Raw genomic sequence first — 26,856 nt, forward strand, 5'->3', positions numbered from 1 at the left:
CCGCGCAGCGGCACGGGCCCGGCGCCTGTGGACGAATCGAGACCGAATCGGCACGGCTTGCTCTTGACAGCGAACGGTGTCTGACACCGCTCCGCGTCAAGGCGTCCCGTGGGGACGGTGCTACACCGGCCCGTCCTTGCCGCGGAAGGCGACCAGGATGCCGTTCAGCGTGAAGTAGTACGCGCGCTCGGTGGCGATACCTGGGGAGTACTTGCCGATCGGGAAGTGCCACACGACCTTGCCATCGGAGACCCGCGCCGCATACGTCTCGGTCTCGAGCGTCGAGAAGAACACGAGGTCGCCGACGATCACGGCACCGCCGAGGATCCTGCCCCCGACGTGTGTCCGCCACAGCAGCCTCCCGTCCGTCTTGCGGTAGGCGCGCAGGCCGCCGTTGAAGTCGCCGACGAAGATCCGGTCGCTGCCGACCGCCGGGGTCGAGTAGCCGAGTGAGTTGACGTTGTCGGTCCAGATCACCCGTCCGCTCGACGCGTCCAGCGTGACGATCCGCCCGGAGCGCGCGATCGTATAGAGGCGCTCGCCGTCGGTCGAGGCGCTCGCGTAGAAGCTCTCGTACCGGAAGGCGTCCCGCCGCACGTACGTGCTCCAGAGCTTCCTGCCGTCGCGCTGGCGGACGCAGAAGATCGATCCCGCGTACGTCGTGATGCACACGCGACCCCGGGCGAGAGACGGGCTCGAGTTGATCCGCCCGCCCGTGTCGTAGGCCCAGCGCACCCGTCCCGTGTCGGCATCGACCGCGAACAGCCGGCCGTCGGTGGCGCCGAAGTACGCGACCCCGTCCACGACGGCAGGCGACGACTCGACGATCGCGTTCGTGCGCAGCTGCCAGACGACCTTCCCGGTCTTCCGCGTCAGCGCGGTGACCGTCCCGTCCTTCGCGCTGACGATCAAATTGTCCCCCGAGATCGCCGGTGTCGAGGGCTTGTGCGCGTCCGTCACCCTGCGCCAGGCGACCTTGCCGGTGGTCGCGTCGATCGCCCACGTGTCGCCCTTGAAGGTGTTCACGTAGAGCATCCCGTCGCAGTAGCTGGGCGGGTACTCGACGTAGGACTTGAGACCGCGCGCCCAGAGCCGCTTGCCGGGGACGCCGAGGTCGATCGAGAGCCGTGCCAGGTCGCGCTTCGGACCCCCGCCGAACATCGTCCAGCAGCGACGGTCGACCACCCGTGGCGGCTCCGGCTCCGGCTTCGGCTTCGGCGAGGGCGGCTTCGGCTTCGGCGGCGTCGTCGGCGGGGGCGGCGGAGCCGGGGCCACCACGGTCACGTCCGTGACGTCGGTTTCCAGGCTCCCGGAGGGGAGCGACCGGGTGGTCAGCAGCGCGACCCCGGCCCCGAAGGCCACTGCGAGCACGGCTGCAAGGACGAAGAGGAGTCGGCGGCGCATTGGGCGGGGTCGGCTCCGGTGTGCCGAGCAACCAGTGTGCCTTGCGCGTCGGGTGCCGCCGACCCGTCCTTACAATCGCCGTTCAGGTGGCCGGGAGCTGCTCTCACGACGAGGGGCCCCGCCCGGGTCGGACGCGGCGCGGCTCGGCGACCGTGCAGGGCGGGCGATGAGCGCCCGGCTCGCACCCGTGGCGCTCGTGACGGCGCTGCTCGTCGCCACCTCTGCCGCGTTCGTCGTGACCGAGAAGCTGAAGCTGACGCGCAACCCGATCGTGGGCCCGACGGTCGACAAGACCTTCTCGCCCGTCTGTGATTGCGAGACCGCTTCCGCCGCGATCCGCTTCCGGCTGCGGAACGCCGATCGGGTCAGCGTCGAGATCGTCGACGGCTCCGGCGACGTCGTGCGCGAGCTCGCACGGAACCGGCCCCAGGGCCGCACGTTCGTCTCGTACGTCTGGGACGGCCGCGACGGTGAGGGTCGCGTCGCCGACGAGGGCACGTATCGCCCCCGGATCCACCTCGACCAGGAGCGTCGGACGATCGTGATGCCGAACCGCATCCGCGTCGACACGACCCCACCGCGGGTCGAGAGCTTCACGGCGCGCCCCCTCGTGATCTCACCCGACGGCGACGGACGCTTCGACCGGGCAAAGCTCCGCTATCGCGTCAGCGAGCGGGCCTCCGTGGAGCTCTTCGTCGGCGGGACGCGGGCGCTGCGCAGGCTGGGCACCCGGACGACGGGGACGATGGACTGGTTCGGCGTCGCGGGCGGAGAGCGGCTTCCCGAGGGGCCACACGAGCTCCGGCTCGTCGCACGCGACCTCGCAGGCAACCTCGGCCCGCGCTCGGGGTCCCGCACGGTCCGGATCGCCTTCCTGGCGCTCGGCCGAGACCGTGTCGTAACGAGGCCCGGCGGACGCTTCGCGATCCTCGCGATCTCGCAGGCACGGACCCTGCGCTGGGCGCTGGGCGGCCGCTCGGGCGCGGCCCGCCCGGGCACGCTCCGCCTCCGCGCGCCGGACGAGCCGGGACGCTACACCCTGGAGGTCGAGGCAAACGGCCACGTCGAGCGGGCCGCCGTCGTTGTCCGCGAGGCCCCCTCGTGACCGCCGCCGCACAGGCTGCCGGCGTCATCGGCTCCGCCGGGCTCGCGGCGCTGTACCTCGGGACCACCCGGTCTGCCCGCCTCGCGGGCCTCGTCGCGTGGGCGGCCGCGCTCGGGGTGCTGGGCGTCTATCTCCTGCCCGACCTCAGCCGCTCCCGGGTGGCCGCAGCGGCCGTCGGCGGGGTCGTCGTCTCCGTCGGAGTCGCGGTACTGCTCCGGCGGTGGCCGTACCTGCTCGCGTTCGCGACGCTGGCCTGCATCCCCCTGCGGCTGCCCGTCGACATCGGGAGCGACGAGGTCAACCTCCTCCTGCCCCTCTACGCGGTGATCGGAGGGCTCGCGCTCGCGCTCGGGTGGTCGCTCCTCCGCGGTGACGACCGCTCGCGCGAGCTCGGCCCGGTCGCGCTCCCGCTCGCGGCGTTCGTGGGATGGACCGGGCTCTCGCTCGTCTGGGCGGTCGACGTCCGCCGGGGGGCGATCCTCCTCGGTGCGTTCCTCCTGCCCTTCGGGCTGCTGGCGCTCGGCTTCGCGCGGCTGCCCTGGCGTGGACGGTGGCTGACCTGGCTCTGGAGCGGGCTGGTCGCGACGGCGCTCGCCTACGCCCTGGTCGGGGGGTACCAGTGGCTCACCCGCGACGTCTTCTGGAACCCGAGCGTGAAGGTGTTCAACGCGTACGCACCCTTCTTCCGGGTCAACTCCGTCTTCTGGGACCCCTCGGTGTACGGGCGCTACCTCACGGTCGCGATCCTCGCGTCGCTCGCCGGGATCGTGCTCGGCGGAGTCCGCGGCTGGCGAGTTGCCGGGCTCTACGCCGTCGTGGTGGCGACGTGGCTCGGGCTGCTCATCTCGTTCTCGCAGTCGAGCTTCGTCGCGCTCGCGGCCGGGATCGTCGTCGCCGTGGCCGTCGCCTGGGGCCGCAGGGCGACGCTCGCGCTCCTCGCGGTCGGCGCGCTCACCGCCGTCGTGGTGCTCGCCGTCCCTCAGGTGCGCGACGAGCTCGTGGGCAAGTCGCGCTCGGGCTTCAACCGGATCACCTCGGGACGCGCCAACCTCGTGGGCCAGGGCGTCCGGATCGCCCTCGACCACCCGATCGCGGGGGTCGGAGCCGGAGGCTTCTCGCACGAGTACGCCCGTCGGCTCGGGATCCCGGGCAGGGACCCGAAGCGGGTCGCCTCGCACACGATGCCCGTGACGGTCGCGGCCGAGGAGGGAATCGTCGGCCTCGGGCTCCTCGGCTGGCTTCTCGCGGCCGCGTTCCTCGCCACCCTCACGGGCCTCGGCCGGGGCTTCACGTCGCGCGTCTCGCTCGCCACGGGAGTTGTCCTGGTCGCGATCACCGTGCACAGCCTCTTCTACGCTGCGTTCTTCGAGGACCCGATGACGTGGGCGCTCTTCGGCCTGCTCGCCCTCACCGCGCGCGTGCCGAAGAGGACGACCCCCCGCCCGGTGGAGCCGGTTCCCGAGCCTGCTCCGCCGCCCGTGCCCGAACCGGCGCCGACGCCCACGCCGTAGACTCGCGCCGTGCTGCACGGACTCGAACGCGCGCTCGTCCTCGCGCCGCACACGGACGACGGCGAGTTCGGGTGCGGCGGCACGATGGCGCGCCTCGTGGAAACCGGCTGCGAGGTGCGCTACGTCGCGTTCTCGATCGCGACCCGCTCGCTCCCCCCCGGCTTCGAGCCCGACACGCTCGCCCGCGAGGTGCGCGAGGCGACGGCCGAGCTCGGGATCCCCGATTCGCACCTGACCGTGCACGACCTCGACGTGAGGACCTTCCCCGAGCGGCGTCAGGACATCCTCGAGCTCCTCGTCGCGCTCTGGGACGAGTGGCGTCCGGACATCGTGTTCCAGCCCTCGCACCACGACGTCCACCAGGACCACCAGACCGTCGCCCAGGAGGGCCTGAGGGCGTTCAAGCGCACGACCATCCTCGGCTACGAGATCCCGTGGAACAACTTCGACTTCTCCTACGGCGCCTACCTCGCGCTGGAGCGGCACCATGTCGAGAGGAAGGTCGCCGCCGTCCGCCGCTACGCATCCCAGCAGCACCGCCGCTACGCGGACGAGCAGTACATCTGGAACCTCGCCCGAGTGCACGGGACGAACGTGAACCGCGAGTTCGCCGAGGTGTTCCAGGTCTACCGGCTCGTCGCGTAGCCTCGGGCGATGCGACCCGGGATGATCGGCGCCGGTCTCTGCGTGCTCGGCGGGCTCTGCCTGATCGCCGGGCTCGCCGTCGACCTCGATTCCACCGCCGCGAAGGCGCTGATCGCCGCCTCCGCCATCCTCTTCGTCCCCGGGGCCCTGGTCACGTACGTCTGGCTGCGGATGCGCATCCCGCCGCAGTGACGAGGTTGTGCGTTCTGCTTCCGCTCGCCGTCGCGACGGCGTTCGCAGCTACGGCCCATGCGGCGACGCCCGTGGTGGTCGTCGACCCCGGTCACGACCTGCTCGCCAACCCGGCCACGGAGCCGATCGGCCCGGGCTCGGCGACGCTCAAGATCAAGGACGGCGGCGGCACCCACGGCGTCGTCACCGGGATCCGCGAGCCGGACCTGACCCTCGACGTCTCGCTGCGGCTGCGAACGCTACTGCGCCGGGCAGGGGTGCGCGTGCTGATGACGCGGGAGAGGACGGCCGGGGTGAGCATGGGGAACGTCGCCCGTGCGCGGATCGCGAATCGGGCCGGCGCTGCGCTGTTCCTGCGGGTGCACGCCGACGGCTCTGCGAGCGGCGACGCGCGCGGCACACACACGCTGACTCCGGCCCTCCGCCCGGGATGGACGGACGACGTCTACGGATCGAGCCGGCGCGCCGCCGGGCTCGTCCAGACGGAGCTCGTGCGCGCGCTCGGCTTCCCGGACCGCGGGATCCAGGAGCGCTCGGACTTCACCGGCTTCAACTGGGCCGATGTGCCGGTGATCCTGGTGGAGCTGGGCTTCATGACGAACCCGACCGAGGACCGGCAGCTGGCGCGGCCCGCCGTGAGGCGCCGTGCCGCGGTCGGGCTCTGCCGCGGCACGCTCCGGTTCATCGGCCTACCCGGGGCGAGGTGCGGGATTTAGACAGGACTAAAGTCTGTGGATAGAGTTTAGGCATGGCTAAACTCACCCGGCGAGGCCTGCTCTGTGCGACGGCGCCGCTCGCGGCCGCGCCGCTCGGGCTGGCTGCCGTCGCGCGCGGGCGAGACGTCACCGCCGCGCCCCACGACCACAGCGCGCACCGTTCGCTCGCGACCCACGACCAGCGGGCCGCGATGATCGGCCACGCGGCGATGATCGGGGAGGGCGCCCCCGCGGTCGGCGGCCCCAACGACCTCGACGACCTGCTGTATCCGCCGCCCGCTCTCCCGTACCGGCCCGGACGCGTGCGTGACTACACCCTGGTCGCCACGGACGAGGAGATCGAGATCGCGCCGGGGGTGTTCTTCCCGGCGTGGACGTACAACGGCACCGTCCCCGGCCCCGTGATCCGGGCGACCGAGGACGACATCCTCCGTGTGCGCTTCGTGAACGCGGGCGTGCACCCGCACACGATCCACTTCCACGGCATCCACCCCACGGACATGGACGGCGTCTTCGAGATCGTCTCACCGGGCAAGGAGCTCACGTACGAGTTCCCCGCGCGGCCCGCCGGCTTCCACCTCTACCACTGCCACGCGACGCCGCTCAAGAAGCACATCCACAAGGGCCTCTACGGCGCGTTCGTGATCGACCCGAAGAAGCCGCGCGAGCCAGCCCGCGAGCTCGTGATGGTGATGAACGGCTTCGACACCGACGCTGACGGAGAGAACAACTTCTACACCGTCAACGGGCGCACGTTCTACTACGCGCGCTATCCGATCCGCGTGCGCCAGGGCGAGCTGGTGCGGCTCTACCTCGCGAACCTGACGGAGTTCGACCTGATCAACTCGTTCCACCTGCACGCGGACTTCTTCCGCTACCAGCCCACGGGCACGGGCGAGCACTGGGAGTACACGGACACGGTGATGCAGTGCCAGGGTCAGCGGGGCGTGCTCGAGATGCGCTTCGCGAACACCGGCACCTTCATGTTCCACGCGCACCAGTCGGAGTTCACCGAGCTCGGCTGGATGGGCTACTTCCAGGTGGGGGAGGACTAGTGGAAGCCCGGACGGAGGCCGCGCCGGGCGGTGTCGCCTGGCGGCTCTGGGCCCTCGTCCCGATCGTCCTCCTCGCCGTCGCCGTCGCAGGGGTCGTCTCGCAGGGGGACCGCGTGGTCGACCTCGTGGGCGGCAACCCGCCGCCCGCCGACGAGTTCGACGTGCGCCGCGTCGAGTTCCGCCCGGGCGTGATCCGGGTGCAGGTGCGAAACCCCCAGCCGGACGACCTCACGATCGCCCTCGTGACCGTCGACGACGCGATCGTCCCGTTCACGCTCGACGGCCCGGCCACGCTCGGCCGGCTCCGCTCGAGCACGATCGTCGTCCCCTACGACTGGGTCGAGGAGGAGCCGATCGCGATCGGCGTCACGAGCTCGACCGGCATCCAGACGACGCACGAGGTGCCCGCCGCGGTCCTCACCCCCCAGCCGAGCGTGCGCGGCTTTCTCGGCTACGGCCTGATCGGCGCGCTCGTGGGCATCCTGCCGGTCGCGCTCGGGTTGCTCTGGCTCCCCTCGCTCCGGCGGGCCGACCCGCGTTGGATCGCCGCGTTCATGGCGCTCACGGGCGGCCTTCTCACCTTCCTCGGGGTCGAGGCGCTCGCCGAGGCACTCGAGCTCCAGGCCGTGCTCCCCTCGGCGCTGGGCGGGCCGGGCCTCGTGCTGCTCGGGCTCGCTGCGAGCGCGCTCGGCATGACGTTCCTCTCGTCTCGCCTCTCGAGAGGCAAGGCGGGAGCGACGGGCCTCGCGCTCGCACTGCTCGTCGCGATCGGGATCGGCGTCCACAACCTCGGGGAGGGCCTCGCGATCGGCAGCTCGTTCGCGACCGGCGAGCTCCAGCTGGGAGCATTCCTCGTGATCGGCTTCATGGTGCACAACGTCACCGAGGGGCTCGGGATCGCTGCCCCCGCGAGCCGCACCCGGGTCTCGGTCCGGCAGCTCCTCGCGCTCGCGCTCGTCGCCGGGGCTCCCGCGATCCTCGGGACGTGGCTCGGTGGCTACGCCTCCAGCGACGTGCTGACACCGCTCTTCTTCGCGCTCGCCGCCGGCGCCGCGCTCCAGGTCGTGGTCGAGGTGGGCCGGTACGTCGCCCGCACGGCGCCGGGCGGGCTGCGCTCGGGCTGGGTGGTCGGCGGCTACCTCGCGGGCATCGCCGCGATGTGGGCGACCGGCCTGCTGATCGGGTAGGACCGCAGCGTGCGCGTCGTCCTGCTCCCCCTCGCCGCCGCGTGCGCCGCACTCGCCGCCGGCTGCGGGCCGATCCCCGAGTCGACCGTCCCGGACCTCTCCGACCGCGAGACGATCCGCGTCGTCTCGACCGTGGGGATGATCGCGGACGCCGTCGAGCGCGTCGGCGGCGACCGCGTCGAGGTGGACGGCCTGATGGGCCCCGGGATCGACCCACATCTCTACAAGGCGAGCGAGGGGGATGTGCGGCGGCTCGAGCGGGCCGACGTGATCTTCTACGGCGGGCTCCACCTCGAGGCGAAGATGGCCGACGTGCTCGAGCGGATCGGCGAACGGCGGCTGACGCGCGCCGTCACCGACGGGATGCCGCGCTCCGGGCTCATCTCGGTGGGGAACGGGCAGTACGACCCGCACGTCTGGTTCGACGTCGATCTCTGGAAGGGAGCGGTGCGCGAGATCCGCGACACGCTCGCCTCTGTCGACCCGGCGCACGCAGCCGGCTATCGCGAGCGCGCCGCCGCCTATCTCGACGAGCTCACGGCCCTCGACGCGGAGGTCCGGCGGGAGAGCGCGACCGTCCCTCCGGCCGCGCGGGTGATCGTCACGGCCCACGACGCGTTCGGCTACTTCGGCCGGAGGTACGGCTTCGAGGTCGTCGGCCTCCAGGGGATCTCGACGGCCTCCGAGGCGGGCGCAAAGGACGTGCAGCGGCTCGCCGACCTGATCGCCTCGCGACGGATCCCTGCGATCTTCGTCGAGTCGTCCGTGTCGCCGCGCACGATCGAGGCGGTGAAGGAGGCGGTGCGCGCCAGGGGCTTCGACGTCGAGATCGGAGGCAGCCTCTTCTCCGACGCGATGGGCACCGCCGGGACGCCGGAGGGCACCTACGTCGGGATGGTGCGGCACAACGCGGACACGATCACGAGTGCGCTCAGGGGAGAGGAATGAGCGCCGCGCGCGGCCCGGCCGCGATCGAGGTCACCGACCTCACGGTCGCGTACGGCGAGAAGCCGGTGCTCTGGGACGTCGACGTCGAGATCCCGCAGGGGACGCTCACCGCCGTCGTCGGGCCGAACGGCGCCGGCAAGACGACGCTGATCCGCGCGATCCTCGGGCTCGTCGAGCCCGCCGCCGGCCGAACGCTCGTCCTCGGGAGCGCCTACGAGGCGAACAGGCGCCGCGTCGGCTACGTGCCGCAGCGCGGGTCGGTGGACTGGGACTTCCCGACGGACGTCCTCGACGTCGTGCTGATGGGCCGCTACGGCCACCTCGGCTGGTTGCGGAGGCCCGGACGAGCGGACCGTGAGGCGGCGCTCGACGCCCTCCGCAGGGTCGAGATGGAGGCGTTCGCCCACCGGCAGATCTCGCAGCTCTCGGGCGGCCAGCAGCAGCGGGTCTTCCTCGCGCGGGCGCTCGTCCAGGACGCGGACCTCTACCTGATGGACGAGCCGTTCCAGGGCGTCGACGCGACCACGGAGCGGGCGATCGTGGAGCTGCTCCGCGAGCTTCGCTCGCGCGGCAAGACCATCGTCGCCGTCCACCACGACCTCCAGACCGTGCCCGAGTACTTCGACCGGGTGGTGCTGCTGAACGTCCGTCTCGTCGCGAGCGGCACGGTCGAGGAGGCGTTCACCGAGGAGGCCCTGCGCAAGACGTACGGGGGCCGTTCGGCCCTCTTCGGGCCCGACGGGCGATGACGGCCGTCTTCCTGGTCGACGACTACACCCTGCGCACCGTCGCGCTCGGGGCGGTGGCGCTCGGGGCCGTGGGCGGCGCGCTCGGGACGTTCGCCGTCCTCCGCCGCCAGGCGCTCGTCGGCGACGCGATCTCGCACGCAGCACTGCCCGGCGTGGTGCTCGCGTACGTGCTGCTCGGGACGAAGGCCTCGCAGTGGCTCATGCTCGGCGCGGCCGTCACCGGCTTCGCGGCGACGCTCGCCGTCGGTGGGATCGTGCGGACGACTCGCGTCAAGACCGACGCCGCGCTCGGCATCGTCCTCTCCGTGTTCTTCGGCGTCGGCCTCGTCCTGCTGACGTGGGTCCAGCGGCGGCCCGACGCCTCGCAGGCGGGGCTCGACCGGTTCCTGTTCGGTCAGGCTGCCACCGTCCTGCGTGACGACGTCGTCACGATCGCTGTCGTCGGCTCCCTCGCCCTGGCCGTGGTCGCGGTCCTCTGGAAGCAGCTCAAGCTCCTCGCCTTCGACGCGGAGTTCGGGGCGAGCCTCGGGATGCGGATGCACGCCGTCGAGATCGCCCTGACGGCGCTCCTCGTCGTCGCGATCGTGATCGGCCTGCAGATGGTCGGGGCGGTGCTGATGAGCGCGATGATCGTGGCGCCCGCGGCGGCGGCCCGTCAGTGGACGAACCGCCTCGGGCCGATGACCCTCGTGGCCGCGGGCGTGGGCGCCGCGGCAGGCGCGATCGGCGCGGTCGCGTCCTCCGAGGTGGAGCGGCTGCCGACCGGCCCGACGATCGTGCTCGTCGCGACCGCGATCGTGATCGGGTCCTTCCTCGTGGCGCCCCGCGGGGTGCTCGTGCGCAGGCTGCGGGCGCGGCGCGCCCGCTCGCGGCTCGCCGCGCACGCCGTGCTGGCCGACCTCGCCGTGCTCGAGGACGGCCACGGCGGCGTGGCGCACGGCCATCCCGCGGCGACGATCGGCGTGATGGAGGAGGCCGACGCCACGACCGCGCTCCGGGGGCTCGAGCAGGACGGCCTCGTCCGGTGCGATTCGGAGGGCAACTGGTCGCTCACCGAGCGCGGGCGCGAGGAGGCGCGACGGCGATGACGCAGGGCCAGCTCGAGATCCAGGCGATCGCCGTCGTCACGGCGGTCGCCTGCGCCCTCGTCGGGACGTTCCTCGTGCTGCGGCGGCAGTCGCTCGTCTCGGATGCGATCGGGCACTCGGTGCTCGTCGGGATCGCGCTCGGGTTCCTCGTCGTCGGATCGACGACGTCGCCGCTGCTCCTCGTCGCCGCGACGCTGACCGGCGTCGTCACGGTCGCGCTCGTCGAGGTCGTGACGAGCACGCGGCTCGTCAAGGAGGATGCGGCGATCGGGCTCGTCTTCCCGGCGCTCTTCTCGATCGGCGTGATCGTGGTCTCGCGGTATGCGGAAGGCGTCCATCTCGACACGGACGCGGTGCTCCTGGGCGAGCTCGCGTTTGCACCGTTCGACCGGCTCGAGGCGTGGGGGTGGGACTTCGGGCCGGCCTCCCTCCTGCTGATGGGCGCGGTGCTCGCGGTCGACGTGGTCGTGGTGGCGATCCTCTGGAAGGAGCTGAAGCTGTCGACGTTCGACCCCGCGCTGGCGCTCGCGCTCGGCTTCGCGCCGGTGCTCCTCAACTACGTGCTGATGACGCTGGTCTCGGTGACCGCGGTGGGCGCCTTCAACGCCGTCGGCTCGATCCTGGTCGTCGCGCTGATGATCGCCCCGCCGGCGGCGGCGTACCTGCTGACGGACGGCCTCGGGCGCATGACGGCGATCGCGTGCGGCATCGGCGGCGCCTCCGCGCTCGCCGGCTACTGGCTCGCGGTCGTGCTGGACGCGTCGATCGCGGGCTGCATCGCGGCCTGCTGCGGAATCGCGTTCGCGCTGGCGTGGGCGCTCGCGCCGGGTCGAGGCCTCCTCGCGGCCGCCCGGCGGCGTTCGCGCCAGCGGCTCGAGTTCGCGCAGGCGATGCTCGCCATCCACCTGGCGAACCACGAGGGGCGCCCGGAGGCGGAGGTCGAGAACCGCGTCGCCCACCTCGGGGAGCACCTGCGCTGGGACCGCGAGTTCGCCGACCGTGTCGTGCGCGGCGCGGAGCGCCGCGGCCTGGTCGTCCGCAGCGCCGATGCGCTCGCGCTCACGGAGAGAGGCCGGACGCTCGCACACGATGCCGTGACGCGCTGAGCGACGCGCGCCGCCCAGGGGCGTTTCAGCGGCTCATCAGCGCACGGGCGCGGCTGCGCTCGGCGGGCGTGGTGAAGCCGAGCAGGACGAGCACGAGCGGGTAGGCGATCGTCAGCGCGACCGCAGCCGCGAGGCCGACGTCGAGCTCCTTCCCGAGCGCGGCGAGCGCGACGGCCCCCACAGCGGCAGTCGCGACGCGCCGCCACTGGTAGGGGACCGGATAGATCCGCTGCGACCACCAGGCCATCCCGACGGCCATCGTCGTGTACGCGGCCACGGTCGCGATCGCCGCTCCCATCATCCCGTGGCTCGGGATCAGCGCGAAGTTGAGCGCGATGTTGACGCCCGCCGCCGCTCCCGTGACCACCCAGTTGAACTGCGTCCTCCTCGCGCGGCCGACGCCGATCGCGACGACGACGTACGCGGCGTACGCGACGGTCGAGAACGCGAGCGGCCCGACGACCCGCGAGGACTCGGCGAACTCCGCCGTCGCGAGGAGATCGACGATCCACGGCGAGAGCAGCGTCAGCGCGAGCGCCACCCAGGCCGTGAGGAGGGTGAGGTAGGTGAGGACGTAGGCGTACGTCCGGCGCGCCTCCCGGTCGTCCTGGATCGAGTAGGCGAACGCCGGCCACGCCAGGCGGAAGGCCGTCAGCAGGAGCACCATCGCAGATGCGATCCGCACTCCCACCGAGTAGAGGCCCGCCTCGGCCACGTCCGCGAGCCTGACGAGGAAAAAGCGGTCGCTGAAGTTCGTCACCCAGAGGAACAGCGCCGTGGGGACGAGCGGGATGCCGAAGCGGTTCATCTCGCGGAGCAGGCTCCGGTCGAACTGGAGCCCGAGCTGCTCGCGCCGGTAGCCGATGAGCGCGAGGTAGACGATCAGCGTGCCGCTGAAGTTGCCCACTATCACGCCGAGCGCCCCCTGCTCGAGCGAGACGACGAGCAGGAGAGTCACCCCGATCGTGACGAGCACGTTGGTCAGGCTCGCGGACACGAACGCCACCGACCGCTCCTCGACGCGGAAGAGCGCGGTGAGCTGCTCGTAATTGACCGTCGCCCAGAGCGAGACCCCCGCCGCGCGGACGAGCTCGGACGCATCCGAGTTGCCGAACAGCAGCGTGGAGACCGGCTCGGCGAGGGCGAGGAGCAGGACGAGGCCCAGGGTCCCGCCGCCCATCGTGAACCAGAACGACGTGCGCAGGACGCGAAGCCGCCCCTGGTCGTCGTCCACGTCGAAGTAGAAGCGGAAGAAGGCGCTGGTGATCCCGGCGCGCAGGATCAGCCCCATCACCGTCGTCAGCGCGAGCAGCGTCTCGATGTGCCCGTAGTCGGTCGGTGTCAGGTAGCGCGTGTAGACGGGGAGCAGGAGCACCGCGATCACGCGGGAGACCAGGCCGCCGATCCCGTAGATCACGGAGTGCCGTCCCAGTCGCCTGAGCTGCCTCCCGAGCCCCGCCGGCGGGGCGATCGGCTCGCGACCGCGTCGCCCCGGCTCGACGGGGACGGTGGTCTCGAGGTCCGTGTCCCCGAGGGGGAGCGCGGGCGGAAGATCGGTCGGCGGGGCCGACGGCACGACGATCTCGTCCTGCGCGCGGCGTTTCGGCTCGAGGACCGTCGCGTAGAGCTCGAGCAGCTGGTCGGTGACGCGGTCGAGGTCGTGTACCCGCTCCACGTACTCGCGCGATGCGCGCCCGAGCTCTTGCCGCCCCACCGGCCCCATCTCGACCAGGCCTTCGAGCCGCGCGTGCAGGGTCTCGGCCGTCGCGTTCACGATCGGTACCCGAAGGCCGTACGCCTCCTCCGTCCTCCTGGCCGCTTCCTCGTGGAGGAACGTCACGACCGGCTTGCCGAGCGCCATGCACTCGATCGCGAACAGGCCGTACCAGCCGGCGTTCAGCTGGTCGACGACGATGTCGGCGTCGCTGTAGCGCGCGAGCGCCTCGTCGTGGTGCAGGCCCTCGACGATCACGAGCTCGACGTCGAGGTCAGCGCACGCCTGGATCACATGATCCGTCCCCTTGCGGCGCCGCGAGGAGGGCGCGTGCACGACCACGGGGCGACGGCGGCTGGAGGGCGGCGCGGGGGTGATGGTCGAGAGGTCGACCCCCGGGGGGATCACCCGTGCCTCGGGCACCCACCGGATCGCGTCGTAGCTGCCCACGATCTCCGCGCCGGCCTTCTTCCCGTACGCCAGCTCCTCCGGGACCTTGCCGCGGATGTCCGAGCCGAGGTAGTGCATCACCGAGCGCTTGCCGAACGCCCTAAGGATCGGGAACTGCAGCGACTGCGGCACGAGGGTCAGGCCGAACGTGAAGTGGAACAGGTCGGTGCGCGGGAGCAGCTCCGCGAGGACCTTCCACTGCGCGAGCTGACGGCGGAGAAGGCCACCCTCCAGCTCCAGCGAGCGGTCGGCCTCGGGGTGCAGCGTGTAGCGGTTGAAGACGACGAGCGACGCGTCCACGCCGCGGCGCCGCAGCGCCTGGACGTTCGTCCACGGGACGCCCGCCGTGTTCACGGGGCAGTGGACGACGCGCAGAGGGCGTTTCACGCGGGCCATCAGACCGGCGAGGATACGAGGAGTCGCGGGGTGCCGAGCGGGGAGGGGCCTTCGGGTTGGTGGCGATCGGGGACGGCTGTGCGTCGCGGCCGGAGGCCGGCTTTGCCGGCCGGGAGGCCAGACTGCCGCGGGGTTGCCGAGCGCCGGAAGGAGGGGGTGCGTGGGGGAACCATGGGTTCCCCCACGTCAGTCCCACTCGAGCTGGTCGAAGTAGCGGAGCGCCGTGCGGCCCGGGCGTATGCGCCCCCGCAGGGCCGCCAGCTCGTCGTCCGAGATCTCCCCGAGCGCACGCTTCACACCGAGGTACGGCAGATCGAAGTCCTCCTGGTAGACGATCGTCGAGATCCGCGGATTGACCTCGATCACGTGCTCCCCGACGAGCTGGATGTTGAAGAACCACTCGATGCCGAGCTCGGCGACGATGCGGTCGGCGATCTCCATGAGAGCGGGGTCGTCGAGCGTGACGAAGTACATCGCGAGCCCGGCGCGCATCGCCTCGCGGGTCTTCGGATGGCCGAGGACGACGCGCCTCCCGTCGGCGATCCCGTCGATCGTGCGCTCGCCGCCGGTCGCGAGCTCCATCACGAGCAGGTCGGGCCCACCCTCCTCCGGGAGCAGCTCGACGGCTTCCTCGAGGCGCATCGCGACCGAGCCGGGGCGCTCGTGCAGGAGCTGGTGGGCGCGGTCGACCGTCGGGTCGAGCACCCGGAAGCCACGGGAGCCGGACGAGAACACGGGCTTGAAGCAGACCGGGCGCTCCGGGTAGCCCAGCTCCCGCGCCGCCGCGGCGACCTGCGCCGCGCCGTTCACGCGACGGAAGCCGGGCGCGGGTACGCCGATGCGGTGCAGGAGCGCGTAGGTCTCCGCCTTGTCGTTGGAGCGGTGGATCGTGTCCGGGCCGGAGACGAGCACGGGCACGGGGAAGCGGCCGCGGTGCGCAGCCAGCCCCTCGAGATCGAACGAGGACTGAGGCAGGACGACGTCCGCGCCTTCGCGCTGGACGACGTCGAGCACCGCGTTCGCGAAGTCGGGATCGGACCCCGCGGGCACGAGGTGGAAGGCGTCGCAGAGGTGCCGGCCGACGGAGCGCTCCGACATGTCGGTGCCGACGAGCCGCACGTCGCGCTCACCGTTCTCGCGGAGCCCTCGAAGGAGCGCTGCGGTCCCGGGAGCGCCCGCCGCGGACACGAGCACGGTGATCCGGCGCAGGCTCACGTCAGGTCGATCCGGTCCTCGGCGAGCTGGGCGAGCCTCCGCTCGCGCTCGAAGTCGAGCATCGCGCGCATCGTCTGTCCCATCGTGGAGCCGGGGTACGTCCAGATCTCCGGATGGGTGAGGAGCTGGAGCCAGGAGAAGGCACCGGCGCCGAGCTCCTCGTGGGGGCAGCCGGACCGCCAGCGCTGGTTCGAGTCGGACCGGTAGGTCGCGGGGTCGAAATATCCCTCCTGCATGACGTTGACGGCGCCTTCGATCGGGCTCGTCATGTACTCGGGCTCGGGGTTGTGCCAGGCCACGACCGGATCGAAGCGCTCGTCGAGGACGACACGCGGATGGACGGCGTGGAGCCCGAGGCGGTGGCCGAGCTCGCGCAACCGGGCGATCGCCGTGACCCCCTCCTCCGAGGCGAGGTTGTAGAAGACGGACTCGGTCATCAGGAAGTACGTCGCGGACACACCCTCCTCGGCCTCGAGCTCCGCCATGCGCAGCGCGGCGTCGAGCGAGAGGTCGACGTCGTGCCGGAGCAGGAGATCGCCGGGCCCTGGGGGCTCTTCGAACGAGGCGAAGCGGTAGCCGCCGGCCCTGGCGGCCTGCACGAGCTCCCGGTAGTGCGTCAGCTCGAACGCGCAGCTCATCGGCCCGCCAGCACCCAGTGGAACCTCGCGTCGCCCTCGGGCTCGCGAATGGTGACGACCTCGTCGCGGAGCAGCTCGAACCCGGCGTCCACGAGCAGCCCTCGGTTCGTATCGGGCTCGAAGCCCGAGAAGTACGAGGGCGCTCCGAGGAAGTCACCCGTCCAGCCTGGCGTGTCGCTCGCTCCCAGCGTCGTCAGGAAGAGCCCGCCCGGCGCCAGCCAGCCGTGCACGCGCGCGAAGAGACCGGCGAGCAGCTCTCGCGGAACGTGGTTGAAGGCGTAGAACGACGCGACCGCGTCGACCGAGCCCGGCTCGAGTTCGAGCTCCGTGAAGTCGGCGTGGAGGAACGCCGCGCCCGGAACGCGCTGCCGTGCGCGCCGAAGCTGTTCCGGGGAGAGGTCGACCCCGGTGAGCCGGAAGCGCTCGGCGAGCAGCTGCGTCTCCGGCGTGCCGCCGCCGCAGCCGAGCTCGACCACCCGCGCGCCCCGGGGCAGCCGCGTGACCAGCTCGTCGCACCACTCGTCGCGCGGATCGTCCGTGATCCGGGCCTTCCAGCTCTCCCACGTGTCGATCATCGCGTCGTAGCCGGCCGCGACAAGTGCCGTCCGCGGATCGCTCATTCGACCTCCACCTGGAGCAGCGCCGCTGCCCGCTCGGCCCGCCTCAGGGCCTCCATCGACGTGGCGGCGGTCGCGATCACGTAGCCGCGACGATCGCCGTCGAGCCGGACGGGACGGATCGTCTCGCCCTCGACGAGGTAGGTCTCTGCCTCGACGACGCCCGGTGCGTCGAGCACGGCGTCCAGCGGGCCGATCCGGATCACCTTCCCGGTGGGCAGAGGCCCGGGCGAGGCAGTGAGGAAGCGGATCGCCAGAGGCTGGGAGAAGCGTGGCAGCGCGACGTCGTCGGTCACTTGCTCGCCCAGGGCGAACCGGAGGGCGAGGTCGACGAGGTCGACACCGACTGCGTGGCGGACGAGGTCCGTCATCTGGCCGCCGGGGATGCGCGCGGCGACCTCGACCACCGAGACGGCGCCGTGCGGGGAGGCGATCAGCTGGGGGAACGCAATTCCGTCCCGCAGTCCGAGGGCGGAGACCGACCGCTCGGCGATCCTCTCGGCGAGTGCGAGCTGGTCGGAGTGGATCGACGCCGGGTAGACGTGGATCCATCCGACGCCGAAGCCGATCCCGGGCGGCCGGAGCCGGTCGGAGAGCGTCAGGACGCGTGCCTCGCCTCCGCGCGACACCACGATCCCGTTCATCTCGATCCCCTCGACGAACCCCTCGAGGATCGCCTCGTGGCCGGGCGACTCGGCGAGCGCCGCGTGAAGGTTCGACTCGAGGTCGCCGGGAGTGTCGATGCGGAACAATCCGCGCTGGCCCCCGGAGTCGACCGGCTTCAGCACGGCCGGGAGCCCGACCGTCGCGATCGCCGCTCGCCCCTCGGCGAGGCTCCTGACGGCCGCGAAAGGCGGTTGCGGGATGCCCTCCTCGGCGAGCGTCCGCCGCATCGCGATCTTGTGCGTCATACGGTGGGCCACCTCGGTTCCGATCGTCGGCAGTCCGAGATGCTCGGTGACCGCCGCGACGACCGGCACGGCGCGGTCGGCCGAGACCGTCAGCGCGCCGTCGACCGCATTCCGCCGCGCGACCTCCTCGACGGCGTCGACATCCGCGAAGTCGACCACCTCGGGCGTGTCGGCGACGCGCAGCCCGGGAGCCTCCGGATTGCGGTCGACGGCGACGACCCGCAGCCCACGCTCCCTCGCCCGGAGGATCGCGCGACGCTGGTGGCGCCCCGCCCCGACGAAGAGGACGCTCGGCACGGCGCGATGCTAGATGGGATCGGCGATTTCGGGGCGACGCAGGAGCCTCGCTCGGACCAACGCGCTCGACCGCAACGAGCGCGACGCGATGGAGGCGGCCACCGGTCGCTCGGACGAGCGTGCTCGAGCCGATGGCCGCCGTACGGAGGGTTCCCGACCTGTGGAGCGACCGGCACGGAATCGGCACGATCACGTAACCCACTCGCACGTGTTGTCAGGTTAGGCTAGAGCCGTGGGGAGGAGGTCGGTGGCCCGAGTGTGGCTGGGCTGGACATGGCCGTTGTCGCCAGGTGAGCGGGTGGCGTCCGGTGCGCTGGAGGTCGTGTGGGCGTGTCGCCGGCGATAAGGGTCGTCGTGCGTCGGCGGCCTAGCTGTGGCGACGGGTTGCGGGCCTGCAACGAGGGGGTGTTCGGCGTCTGTCGGCCGGGTCAGCGCACCCCGCCCGGCGGCAGGAGCGACGGGACCCTTCCCCACCGGGCTATCTGGCAGCCGTCGACGCGGCTCAGCCGCACCCAGACGCGGCGTCCCTGGACGCGGCCGGTGACCAGGGCCACCTGCGGCCCGCCGTAGAGCTCGGCGCACGCTGTGGTCGGTGACGGCGGCCGGAACGCCTGCCAGCCCAGGCGGGCGAGCTCGCGGCACACCCCCGCCCGTCGTGGATGTGTTCCGCCGAGCGGGTCGCACCGGAGTGTCCAGCGGAGGGGCTTCGATGGCCGGGCCGAGTCCTCGACGTACGTGATCGAGAGCACGGTGGCGGGCGCCGCCCGGGCGACGGGGGCGAGCAACGCGAGGGCACAGCCGAGGACGAGAAGCGCGCGCACCTGCCACGAAACTACGCCGCCGGGCGCAGATCCGTCACCCCCACCGTTGCACGAGACGAGCTCCGGCGCGGTCGACCATTACGATCCTCCAAGTGCCACTGACCGGGAAGCGCATCCTGATCACAGGCGGCGCGGGGTTCATCGGGACGACGCTCGCCGCGCAGCTGGTCGACGCGAACGAGGTCGTCGCGGTCGACAACCTCCACCGGGATGCGCTCTCCGGCACCGACCTCGCCGAGCACCCAAACTTTCGCTTCGTCGAGGGCGACGTCCTCGAGCTCGCGGGGCTGACCGAGCTTGCGGCCGGTAGCACCCACATCGTCCACGCAGCGGGGATCGCGGGCGTGGACACCGTGCTCACGAGCCCCGTCCGCACGATGCGGGTGAACGTGATCGGGACCTACAACGCGCTCGAGGCGGCGGTGGCGACGCGGGACACGCTCGAGCGGATCGTCGAGTTCTCGACGAGCGAGGTGTTCGGCCAGCACGCGTTCAACGTGCAGGAGGGGCAGGTGACGACGATCGGCTCGGTCGGCGAGGCGCGCTGGACGTATGCCGTCTCGAAGCTCGCCGGGGAGCACATGGCTCACGCCTACCACTCCGAGCTCGGGCTGCCCGCCGTCTCCGTGCGCCCGTTCAACATCTACGGGCCCGGCCAGATCGGTGGGGGAGCGATCCGGGCGTTCATCGAAGCCGCGCTGGCGGGTCGCGATCTCGAGATCCACGGCGACGGTTCGCAGATCCGTGCCTGGTGCTACGTCGACGACATGGTGGAGGGGATGCTGCTCGCCCTCGAGCACCCCGCGGCCGTCGGCGAGAGCTTCAACATCGGCAACGCCCGCTCCGCCGTCACGATCTACGACCTCGCCACGCGTATCAAGCGCCTGACCGGCTGCCCGGGAGAGATCCGCTTCGTGCCGCTCGACTACACCGACGTCGAGCTGCGGATCCCGAACATCGAGAAGGCACGCACGCTCCTCGGGTTCGAGGCGCAGGTCGAGCTCGACGAGGGGCTCGAGCGCACGATCGCCTGGTACAGGTCACGTCTCGGCGCGCCGGCGTGAGCTCCGCGCGTTCCTGGGGCGCCGCTCGCAGTGGGGGAGGGAGGGCACGGCATGAGTGACACGGGCCCGGAGGGCACCGCGCCGCGAGCGGCGTCAGTGGGCCGAGCCGGGCCCCGCCCGGCGGCAGCCGGCGCCGGCCAGGAGCGCGCGGGCATTCGGCTCGCGCGGCCGGACGTGGGCGAGGCCGAGCTCGCCGCGGTCGCGGATGTGCTCGCGACCGGTCAGCTGACGATGGGGCCGCAGGTCGAGGCGTTCGAGGCGGGTCTGGCTCACGCTGTCGGCACGGCCGAGGCAGTGGCGGTCTCGTCCGGCACGGCTGCGATCCACCTCGCGCTGCTCGCCCTCGGCATCGGCGAGGGGGACGAGGTGATCGTGCCCGCGTACACGTTCCCGGCCACCGCGAACGCGGTCGAGCTCTGCCGAGGCAGGGCGGTGCTCGTCGACGTCGACCCCGAGACGTTCCTCGCCCGCCCCGAGCTCGTGGCCGAGGCGGTGACCCGGCGCACGCGGGCCGTGCTCGCGGTCCACCTCTTCGGCCGTCCGGTCGAGTGGGAGGAGCTCCAGACGGCGGTGCCGCAGGAGGTCGTCCTCCTCGAGGATGCGGCCGGCGCGCTGGGCGCCACGTACCGCGGTACATCCTGCGGGGCGCTCGGCCTGATGGGCTGCCTCTCGTTCCATCCGCGCAAGATCGTCACGACGGGCGAGGGCGGTGCCGTCACCACCGACGAGGCGGAGCTCGCCGGCGCGGTTCGCCGTCTGCGTCACCATGGGATCACGGCCGGCGGGTTCGACATCCCCGCGCCGGGTCTCAACTACCGTCTCGCGGACGTCCTCTGCGCGCTCGGCATCCCGCAGCTCGAGCGGCTCGACGCGCTCCTCGACGCACGCGAGCGGGTTGCGGGGTGGTACACGGAGCGTCTCGAGCCCCTCGTCGGGACGCCCGGGGCGTCGGAGGGCGACCGGCACGGCTGGCAGGCGTACGTGGTGACGCTCGACCGCCGCGACGAGGCGCTCGCCGGGCTGCGGGCCGAGGGGATCGAGGCCCAGATCGGCACGTACGCCGTGAATCGACTCAGCGCGTACCGCGACCGGGGTGCGTTCCCGGGCGCGGACGCGGCCTTCGCGCGCGCGCTCGCGCTGCCCTTCGCCGCGACACTGACCGAGGACGACGTCGACCGCGTGACGACTGCCCTGGCACGCTTCGTGTAGCCGCTGCGGCACGGGTACCGTTCCTCCTGGCGGCCACGGGGGAGCCCGCACTCCGCGGCCGGAGGCCGGCTCTGCCGGCCGGGAGGCCAGACACGCCGCGACGGGTCACTGCGCCGAAGAAGGGGGCTCGTGGGGGAAACATGGATTCCCCCACGATCACAGGCAGATGTCGTCCGGGCGCACCGGTACCCGCGTCAACGGCCTTCCGGTCGCATCCCGGAGGGCCGAGAGGATGGCGGCGGTCGAGACCACGGTGGGCGGCTCGCCGACGCCCTTCGCGCCGTAGGGGGCGTCGGGCTCGGCGACCTCGATCAGCTCGATGTCGACGGGTGGCATGTCGAGCGCGGTCGGGATCAGGTAGTCGGTGAAGCTCGCGTTGAGGATCTCCCCGTCGCGCGTGACGAGCTCCTCCATCACGGCGAGACCGAGGCCCTGCGCAATCCCGCCCTCGATCTGTCCCTCGACGGCCAGCGGGTTGACCGCCTTGCCCACGTCCTGTGCGGTCCCCACCCAGACCACGCGCGTGAGACCGAGCTCGACGTCCACCTCGACGACGATCCGCATCGCGGCGACCGCGAGCGCGACATGCGCCCGCTCACCGGTGATCTGGCCCGTCTCCGGATCGAGCGGCGTGGTCCGAGGGTGTCGGTAGACCCGCTCGACGTCGACCTCGCCTCCGGCCTGCCGCTCGCGCTGCTCGAGTGCGGCCCGGCATGCGTCGCGCACCGCCCCCGCGACCATCCACGTCATTCGCGAGGCGGACGCGGAACCGGCCGAGCCGACGGCCGCGGTCGTGTGGGGCGCGAGCGAGACGTCGTCGGTGCCGAGCTCGGTGCGAGCGACCTGGAGCATCACGCCGACGACACCCTGACCGACCTCGGCCGCGGCGGAGTGGACGACGGCGCTGCCGTCGGCCCGGAGCACCACGCGGGCCGTGCAGAAGTCGTCGAAGCCCTCCGAGTAGCAGATGTTCTTGAAACCGAGTGCGAAGCCGACGCCGCGGCGAACGCCTTCGCCGCGCGTCGTATTGCCCGCGCCGCCCGGAAGGCGCACGGACTCGCGTGGCAGCTCCTCCGGCTCGGGCAGTGGCAGCGCAGCGGCCCGGCGGATCACCTCGCGGGTCGGCAGCGACCCGGTGATCAGCTGCCCGGTCGGGAGGGTGTCGCCGGGCTCGAGCGCGTTCAGCGTCCGCAGCTCGACGGGGTCGATCTCGAGCTCCGCAGCGAGCAAATCCATCTGGGCCTCGCCGGCGAAGCAGGTCTGCACGGCGCCGAAGCCGCGCATCGCCCCGCACGGTGGATTGTTGGTGTACACGGCCGTGGACTCGATCAGGGCGTTGTCCACCCGGTAGGGGCCGAGCGCGAAGGAGGCGGCGTTCGACGCCACCGCGGTGGAGCTCGATGCATACGCGCCGCCGTCGAGGAGGATCCGCATCCGGACGCATGTCAGCCTCCCCTCGCGCGTCGCGCGGTGCTCGCACCTGATCCGCGCCGGATGGCGGTGGACGTGACCCGTGAACGACTCGGCCCGGTCATAGACCATCTTCACCGGCCGGCTCGTGTGCAATGCGAGCAGCGCGCCGTGGATCTGCATCGACAGGTCCTCGCGGCCGCCGAACGCGCCGCCGACGCCGGCGAGGTGGATCCGCACCTGCTCGGGCCGCAGTCCGAGGCACGGCGCGACCTGGTCACGATCGACGTGCAGCCACTGCGTCGCGACGTAGACGTCGACGCCGCCCTCCCCGTCCGGCACGGCGAGCCCGGACTCGGGGCCGAGGAACGCCTGATCCTGGATACCGAGCTCGTACGTGCCGGTCACGACGACGTCGCCCGGCGCCTCCGGATCGCCATGCCGGATCACGAGGTGACGGACGACGTTCGGGCGTGGATCGTCGCGGTAGCCGTGACCCATCGTCGGCCGGTTGGGATGAAGGGGCTCCTGCTCGAGCGCCCGCTCCATGTCGACCACCGGCTCGAGCGGCGCGTACTCGACGACCACGGCGCCGAGGGCGCGCTTCGCCTGCTCCGGATGCTCGGCGGCGACGACCACGACCGGCTCGCCGACGTAGCGCACCCTGTCCACGGCGAGCACCGGCTGGTCGGCGAACTCGAGGCCGTAGTGCTTGCTGCCGGGGACGTCGGCGTGCGTGAGGACGGCGTGGATCCCGGGAAGCGACAGCGCTTTCGAAAGGTCGACGGAGACGATGTGCGCGTGTGCATGGGGGCTTCGCAGGGTGTCGCCCCACAGCATCCCCGGCGCCGAGAGGTCGCTCGCGTACTCGAACTCCCCCGTGACCTTCGGCACCGCGTCGTGACGGAGCAGGCGCTCGCCGATCCGACCGACGGTGAGCCCTGTGCGCGGCGCGACGACGCTCATCGGGCCTCCGCGGCGAGCCGCACGGCATCGAAGATCTTCACGTAGCCGGTGCAGCGGCAGAGGTTCCCCGAGAGCGATTCGCGGATCTCGTCCTCGGACGGGTCGGGCACGCGCACGAGGAGGTCTGCGACCGCGACGACGAGCCCCGGGGTGCAGAAGCCGCACTGGACGGCGCCCGCCTGGACGAATGCCTCCTGCACCGGATGGAGCCGCTCGCCGTCGGCCAGCCCCTCGACCGTGACGACCTCGTGACCCTCGGCCTGCGCCCCGAGGACGAGGCAGGAGCAGACGAGGGCGCCGTCGAGGAGCACCGAGCACGAGCCACACTCGCCCTGTTCGCAGGCGTTCTTCGAACCAGGGAGCTCGAGCGTGTCCCGCAGCAGCGTGAGGAGGCTCTCGCCGCCCCAGAGGTCGGCCTCCCGCCGCTCGCCGTTGACGGTCAGCGTGATCCTCATCGGGCCCCTCTCCGGGCGACGCTCACGAGCGGAGGCACCTCTCCAGCGCGCGCGAGGCGAGCACCCGCAGCGCATGGCGACGGTAGGCGGCGGTCGCGCGGACGTCGTCGATCGGCGCGGCTGCCGCGACGACGCGCTCGGGGAGGCCGGCGGCGTCCGCCAGCGGCACCGTGACCCGCTTCACGGTGACGGCGGCGGAGCCGAAGGCCGCGCGCACCTCGCCGGCCGTGGAGTCGACGACGACGGCGAGGGAGCAGATCGCGATCACCATCGCGTTCCTCGGACCGACCTTCATGAAGGTCTGGGCGCCTCCGCTCGGCCGGAGCCGCACGCACGTGACGAGCTCGTCCGGGGAGAGGGCGGTCTTCTTCACGCCGAGCAGGAACTCCTCGAGGCGAAGCGTGCGCACGCCGCGAACGCTCGCGAGCTCCACCTCCGCGTGCTCGACGAGGAGCGGCGGCAGCGCGTCTCCGGCAGGAGACGCGGTGCCGAGGTTGCCGCCGATCGTGCCACGGTTTCTGATCTGGGGAGAGCCGACCGTCCGCGACGCTTCGGCAAGTGCCGGCAGCGATCCGGCGAGGGCCGGCGCCATGGCCTCGGTGTACGTGAGAGCGGCACCGAGCCGGAGGACGTCACCCTCGCGCGACCAGCCGCGGAGCTCCTCCAGCTCGCCGAGGTTGATCAGGCTCGGCGGGCGGGAGTGGCCGAAGTTCAGCTCGACCATCAGATCCGTGCCGCCCTGGACGAACCGGCCGTCAGGGTGCTCCGCCCTCAGGCGGAGCGCCTCGTCGAGCGTGGTCGGAGAGTAGACCTCCACGGGAGAAAGACAACCACATCGCTCCTGGGCAGACTTGACATGACGAGTTATGTGAGTTATCACTCACATATGAGCGTCACCGGCACACGCCAGACTGCCAACGAGCGGCGCGAGGCGGTGCTCGCCGCTGCCCAGGAGGCGTTCGCCCGCGGCGGCCTCGACGGCACGTCGACGGAGGAGATCGCGGCCGCGGCCGGCATCTCGCAGCCGTACCTGTTCCGGCTGTTCGGGACGAAGAAGAAGCTCTTCGTCGCGACGGTCGAGAGATGCATGGCCGACACGCTCGAGCTCTTCCGCGCCGCGGCCGGTGATCTGCGCGGGGAGGAGGCGCTCGACGCGATGGGCGCCGCCTACGTCGCGATGCTGCTCGACGACCGGACACGCCTGCTCGCGCAGATGCAGGCCTATGCCGCCTGCGACGACCCGGACGTTCGCGAGGCGATGCGCTCCGGCTACGGCAAGCTCCACCTGTTCGTCGAGACGGTTTCCGGGCTGGACGAGGCGACCGTCGCGGGTTGGTTCGCCCACGGGATGCTCTTGAACGTGATCGCTGCGATGGACCTCTGGGGTGCGCGGGAGCCGTGGGCGCGCCGTCTGCTGGAAGGGACGATCGGTCCTGAGCGTCTGGCGGCTGCTCGCGCCGCGCGGGGCGCATGAAACCCTCTTGATTTGCCGAGTGTTGTGAGTGACTGATCACGAATCATAGGAGACGAGATGCAGACGAGCCCCCGTACGCTCTGGACCTTCGCGATCACGTCGGTCGCGCTGTTCATGGTCTCGCTCGACAACCTCGTCGTCACGACGGCGATCCCGGTGATCCGAACCGACTTCGGCGCGTCGCTGGAGCAGCTCGAGTGGACCGTCAACGCGTACACGCTCGCCTTCGCGGTCTTCCTGCTCACCGGCGCCGCGCTGGGCGACCGGTTCGGCCGCAGGAGGATGTTCGCGATCGGCCTCACCGTGTTCACGCTCGGGTCGGTGGCCGCCGCCCTCGCGCCCAGCGCGGAAGCGCTGAACCTCGCCCGCGCCGCGCAGGGGCTGGGCGGCGCGATCGTGATGCCGCTGACGCTCACGCTGCTCAGCGCCGCCGTCGCGCCGGAGAGGCGCGGCCTCGCTCTCGGTGCGTGGGGTGGGATCGGCGGGCTTGCGATCGCGTTCGGCCCGCTCGTCGGTGGAGCGGTCGTGGAGGGCGTCGCGTGGCAGTGGATCTTCTGGCTCAACGTGCCGATCGGGGTCGTCCTCGTGCCGCTCGCAGTGCGGCGGCTCGACGAGAGCCGTGGGCCGGCGGGGCGGCTCGACCTCCCGGGCGTCGCGCTCGCGAGCGCAGGACTGTTCGGGATCGTCTGGGGGCTCGTCCGCGGCAACGGCCAGGGATGGGGCAGCCCCGAGATCGTCGGCTCGCTCGCGGCAGGCGCGGCGCTCGTGGCGGCGTTCGTCGCCTGGGAGCTCCGCTCGGCCGCGCCGATGCTGCAGATGCGGTTCTTCCGCTCGCGGGACTTCGCCCTCGCGAACACCGCCTCGTTCCTGATGTTCTTCGGCATGTTCGGCTCGATCTTCCTGCTCGCGCAGTTCTTCCAGACCGTGCAGGGCTACTCACCCCTCGGCGCAGGGCTCCGCATCCTCCCGTGGACGCTCGCGCCGATGTTCATCGCGCCGATCGCCGGTGCTCTGTCGGACCGCATCAGCCCGAAGCTGATCATCGGGACCGGGCTCAGCCTGCAGGCCGTCGCGCTCGCGTGGATCGGGCTCGTCTCGACGCCGACGGTGCCGTACTCGTCGTTGATCGTTCCGTTCGTCGTCGCGGGGGTCGGAATGGCGCTCTTCTTCGCGCCCGTGGCGAACGTCGTCCTCTCGGCGGTGCGCCCGCACGAAGAGGGTCAGGCGTCCGGCGCGAACAACGCCATCCGCGAGCTCGGCGGCGTGTTCGGGGTCGCCGTCCTCGCCGCCGTGTTCTCCCACGTCGGTGGCTACGGGTCGGGGCAGGCGTTCTCGGACGGGACGAACACCGCCGTGCTCGTCGGCGCCGGTGTGGTCGCCGTCGGAGCGGTCGCCGCGTTCGCGATGCCCGCCCGGCCGCGGCGCCGTGGGACGCTGGCCGCGACCGAGCAACCGCTCGCCGAGGCCGCATAGCGGTGTCTGACACCTTCGTGTCGCCTTCGTCACGATGACT

General features: G+C 71.9%; 25 protein-coding genes. 15 read left to right on the top strand and 10 right to left on the bottom strand.

Going from position 1 to position 26,856, the window contains the following annotated elements:
• Nucleotides 1-120: 120 nt before the first annotated feature.
• Complete coding sequence (locus VFO26_RS13425) at nt 121-1,404, bottom strand: PQQ-binding-like beta-propeller repeat protein (protein ID WP_325115530.1); 1,284 nt, start codon at nt 1,402-1,404, stop codon at nt 121-123.
• A gap of 166 nt (nt 1,405-1,570) precedes the next feature.
• On the opposite strand from VFO26_RS13425, the gene VFO26_RS13430 reads away from it, so the two are divergent.
• The 11 genes from VFO26_RS13430 to VFO26_RS13480 are packed head-to-tail and all read left to right on the top strand — an operon-like array spanning nt 1,571 to nt 11,706.
• Entirely contained in the window at nt 1,571-2,509 is a 939-nt protein-coding gene (locus VFO26_RS13430) for a FlgD immunoglobulin-like domain containing protein (protein WP_325115531.1), read from the top strand.
• Entirely contained in the window at nt 2,506-4,020 is a 1,515-nt protein-coding gene (locus VFO26_RS13435) for an O-antigen ligase family protein (protein ID WP_325115532.1), read from the top strand. Before VFO26_RS13430 ends, VFO26_RS13435 begins: the two co-directional genes overlap by 4 nt.
• Before the next feature lie 9 nt (nt 4,021-4,029).
• Nucleotides 4,030-4,665, top strand: a complete 636-nt coding sequence (locus VFO26_RS13440) for a PIG-L deacetylase family protein (RefSeq protein WP_325115533.1) — start codon at nt 4,030-4,032, stop codon at nt 4,663-4,665.
• A 9-nt stretch (nt 4,666-4,674) separates the two neighbouring features.
• The gene (locus VFO26_RS13445) at nt 4,675-4,857 is read left to right on the top strand and encodes a hypothetical protein (protein WP_325115534.1); all 183 of its coding nucleotides are present in this window, start codon (nt 4,675-4,677) and stop codon (nt 4,855-4,857) included.
• A complete protein-coding gene (locus VFO26_RS13450) occupies nt 4,854-5,573 on the top strand; it encodes an N-acetylmuramoyl-L-alanine amidase (protein ID WP_325115535.1) in 720 nt (239 codons plus the stop codon). The genes VFO26_RS13445 and VFO26_RS13450 overlap by 4 nt, the downstream gene beginning before the upstream one ends.
• 32 nt (nt 5,574-5,605) lie before the next feature.
• Complete coding sequence (locus VFO26_RS13455) at nt 5,606-6,628, top strand: multicopper oxidase domain-containing protein (RefSeq protein WP_325115536.1); 1,023 nt, start codon at nt 5,606-5,608, stop codon at nt 6,626-6,628.
• Nucleotides 6,628-7,815, top strand: coding sequence for a ZIP family metal transporter (locus VFO26_RS13460; RefSeq protein WP_325115538.1), 1,188 nt, complete (start codon nt 6,628-6,630; stop codon nt 7,813-7,815). Before VFO26_RS13455 ends, VFO26_RS13460 begins: the two co-directional genes overlap by 1 nt.
• A 9-nt stretch (nt 7,816-7,824) precedes the next feature.
• The gene (locus VFO26_RS13465; RefSeq protein ID WP_325115539.1) at nt 7,825-8,763 is read left to right on the top strand and encodes a metal ABC transporter solute-binding protein, Zn/Mn family; all 939 of its coding nucleotides are present in this window, start codon (nt 7,825-7,827) and stop codon (nt 8,761-8,763) included.
• Nucleotides 8,760-9,512 (top strand): metal ABC transporter ATP-binding protein, encoded by a 753-nt coding sequence (locus VFO26_RS13470; RefSeq protein ID WP_325115540.1) that lies wholly within the window; start codon nt 8,760-8,762, stop codon nt 9,510-9,512. Before VFO26_RS13465 ends, VFO26_RS13470 begins: the two co-directional genes overlap by 4 nt.
• Nucleotides 9,509-10,600, top strand: coding sequence for a metal ABC transporter permease (locus VFO26_RS13475; RefSeq protein WP_325115541.1), 1,092 nt, complete (start codon nt 9,509-9,511; stop codon nt 10,598-10,600). The genes VFO26_RS13470 and VFO26_RS13475 overlap by 4 nt, the downstream gene beginning before the upstream one ends.
• Nucleotides 10,597-11,706, top strand: a complete 1,110-nt coding sequence (locus VFO26_RS13480; RefSeq protein WP_325115542.1) for a metal ABC transporter permease — start codon at nt 10,597-10,599, stop codon at nt 11,704-11,706. The genes VFO26_RS13475 and VFO26_RS13480 overlap by 4 nt, the downstream gene beginning before the upstream one ends.
• 25 nt (nt 11,707-11,731) lie before the next feature.
• Here the strand turns inward: VFO26_RS13480 and VFO26_RS13485 are convergent, their stop codons facing one another.
• From VFO26_RS13485 to VFO26_RS13510, 6 genes are all read right to left on the bottom strand, one after another.
• Nucleotides 11,732-14,266 (bottom strand): oligosaccharide flippase family protein, encoded by a 2,535-nt coding sequence (locus VFO26_RS13485; protein WP_325115544.1) that lies wholly within the window; start codon nt 14,264-14,266, stop codon nt 11,732-11,734.
• A 186-nt stretch (nt 14,267-14,452) separates the two neighbouring features.
• On the bottom strand, nt 14,453-15,481 hold the full coding sequence (locus VFO26_RS13490) for an ATP-grasp domain-containing protein (RefSeq protein ID WP_325115545.1): 1,029 nt from the start codon (nt 15,479-15,481) through the stop codon (nt 14,453-14,455).
• A complete protein-coding gene (locus VFO26_RS13495) occupies nt 15,478-16,119 on the bottom strand; it encodes a hypothetical protein (protein ID WP_325115546.1) in 642 nt (213 codons plus the stop codon). Before VFO26_RS13495 ends, VFO26_RS13490 begins: the two co-directional genes overlap by 4 nt.
• Nucleotides 16,116-16,739, bottom strand: a complete 624-nt coding sequence (locus VFO26_RS13500; protein ID WP_325115547.1) for a class I SAM-dependent methyltransferase — start codon at nt 16,737-16,739, stop codon at nt 16,116-16,118. Before VFO26_RS13500 ends, VFO26_RS13495 begins: the two co-directional genes overlap by 4 nt.
• Entirely contained in the window at nt 16,736-17,944 is a 1,209-nt protein-coding gene (locus VFO26_RS13505; protein ID WP_325115548.1) for a hypothetical protein, read from the bottom strand. The genes VFO26_RS13500 and VFO26_RS13505 overlap by 4 nt, the downstream gene beginning before the upstream one ends.
• Before the next feature lie 428 nt (nt 17,945-18,372).
• Nucleotides 18,373-18,765, bottom strand: coding sequence for an SSI family serine proteinase inhibitor (locus tag VFO26_RS13510; RefSeq protein ID WP_325115549.1), 393 nt, complete (start codon nt 18,763-18,765; stop codon nt 18,373-18,375).
• Between the two features lie 92 nt (nt 18,766-18,857).
• Between VFO26_RS13510 and VFO26_RS13515 the strand changes: the two genes are divergently transcribed.
• Together VFO26_RS13515 and VFO26_RS13520 are read left to right on the top strand one after the other, a co-directional pair.
• Nucleotides 18,858-19,829, top strand: a complete 972-nt coding sequence (locus VFO26_RS13515; RefSeq protein WP_325115550.1) for an NAD-dependent epimerase/dehydratase family protein — start codon at nt 18,858-18,860, stop codon at nt 19,827-19,829.
• A 51-nt stretch (nt 19,830-19,880) separates the two neighbouring features.
• Nucleotides 19,881-21,038 (top strand): DegT/DnrJ/EryC1/StrS family aminotransferase, encoded by a 1,158-nt coding sequence (locus VFO26_RS13520; protein ID WP_325115551.1) that lies wholly within the window; start codon nt 19,881-19,883, stop codon nt 21,036-21,038.
• A gap of 156 nt (nt 21,039-21,194) precedes the next feature.
• On the opposite strand, the gene VFO26_RS13525 is transcribed toward VFO26_RS13520, so the two are convergent.
• From VFO26_RS13525 to VFO26_RS13535, 3 genes are read right to left on the bottom strand one after another with little or no spacing between them, the layout of a single operon-like run.
• On the bottom strand, nt 21,195-23,414 hold the full coding sequence (locus VFO26_RS13525; RefSeq protein ID WP_325115552.1) for a molybdopterin cofactor-binding domain-containing protein: 2,220 nt from the start codon (nt 23,412-23,414) through the stop codon (nt 21,195-21,197).
• Nucleotides 23,411-23,869: a (2Fe-2S)-binding protein gene (locus VFO26_RS13530; protein ID WP_325115553.1), complete on the bottom strand. Its 459-nt coding sequence runs from the start codon at nt 23,867-23,869 to the stop codon at nt 23,411-23,413. Before VFO26_RS13530 ends, VFO26_RS13525 begins: the two co-directional genes overlap by 4 nt.
• A gap of 22 nt (nt 23,870-23,891) precedes the next feature.
• A complete protein-coding gene (locus VFO26_RS13535; RefSeq protein WP_325115554.1) occupies nt 23,892-24,686 on the bottom strand; it encodes a xanthine dehydrogenase family protein subunit M in 795 nt (264 codons plus the stop codon).
• Nucleotides 24,687-24,755: 69 nt separating this feature from the next.
• Between VFO26_RS13535 and VFO26_RS13540 the strand changes: the two genes are divergently transcribed.
• Together VFO26_RS13540 and VFO26_RS13545 are read left to right on the top strand one after the other, a co-directional pair.
• Nucleotides 24,756-25,343: a TetR/AcrR family transcriptional regulator gene (locus tag VFO26_RS13540; RefSeq protein ID WP_325115555.1), complete on the top strand. Its 588-nt coding sequence runs from the start codon at nt 24,756-24,758 to the stop codon at nt 25,341-25,343.
• A gap of 57 nt (nt 25,344-25,400) precedes the next feature.
• Nucleotides 25,401-26,816: a DHA2 family efflux MFS transporter permease subunit gene (locus VFO26_RS13545; protein WP_325115557.1), complete on the top strand. Its 1,416-nt coding sequence runs from the start codon at nt 25,401-25,403 to the stop codon at nt 26,814-26,816.
• The last annotated feature ends 40 nt before the right edge of the window (nt 26,817-26,856 follow it).

Source organism: Gaiella sp. (genome assembly GCF_035710885.1).
Taxonomy (GTDB): Bacteria; Actinomycetota; Thermoleophilia; order Gaiellales; family Gaiellaceae; genus Gaiella.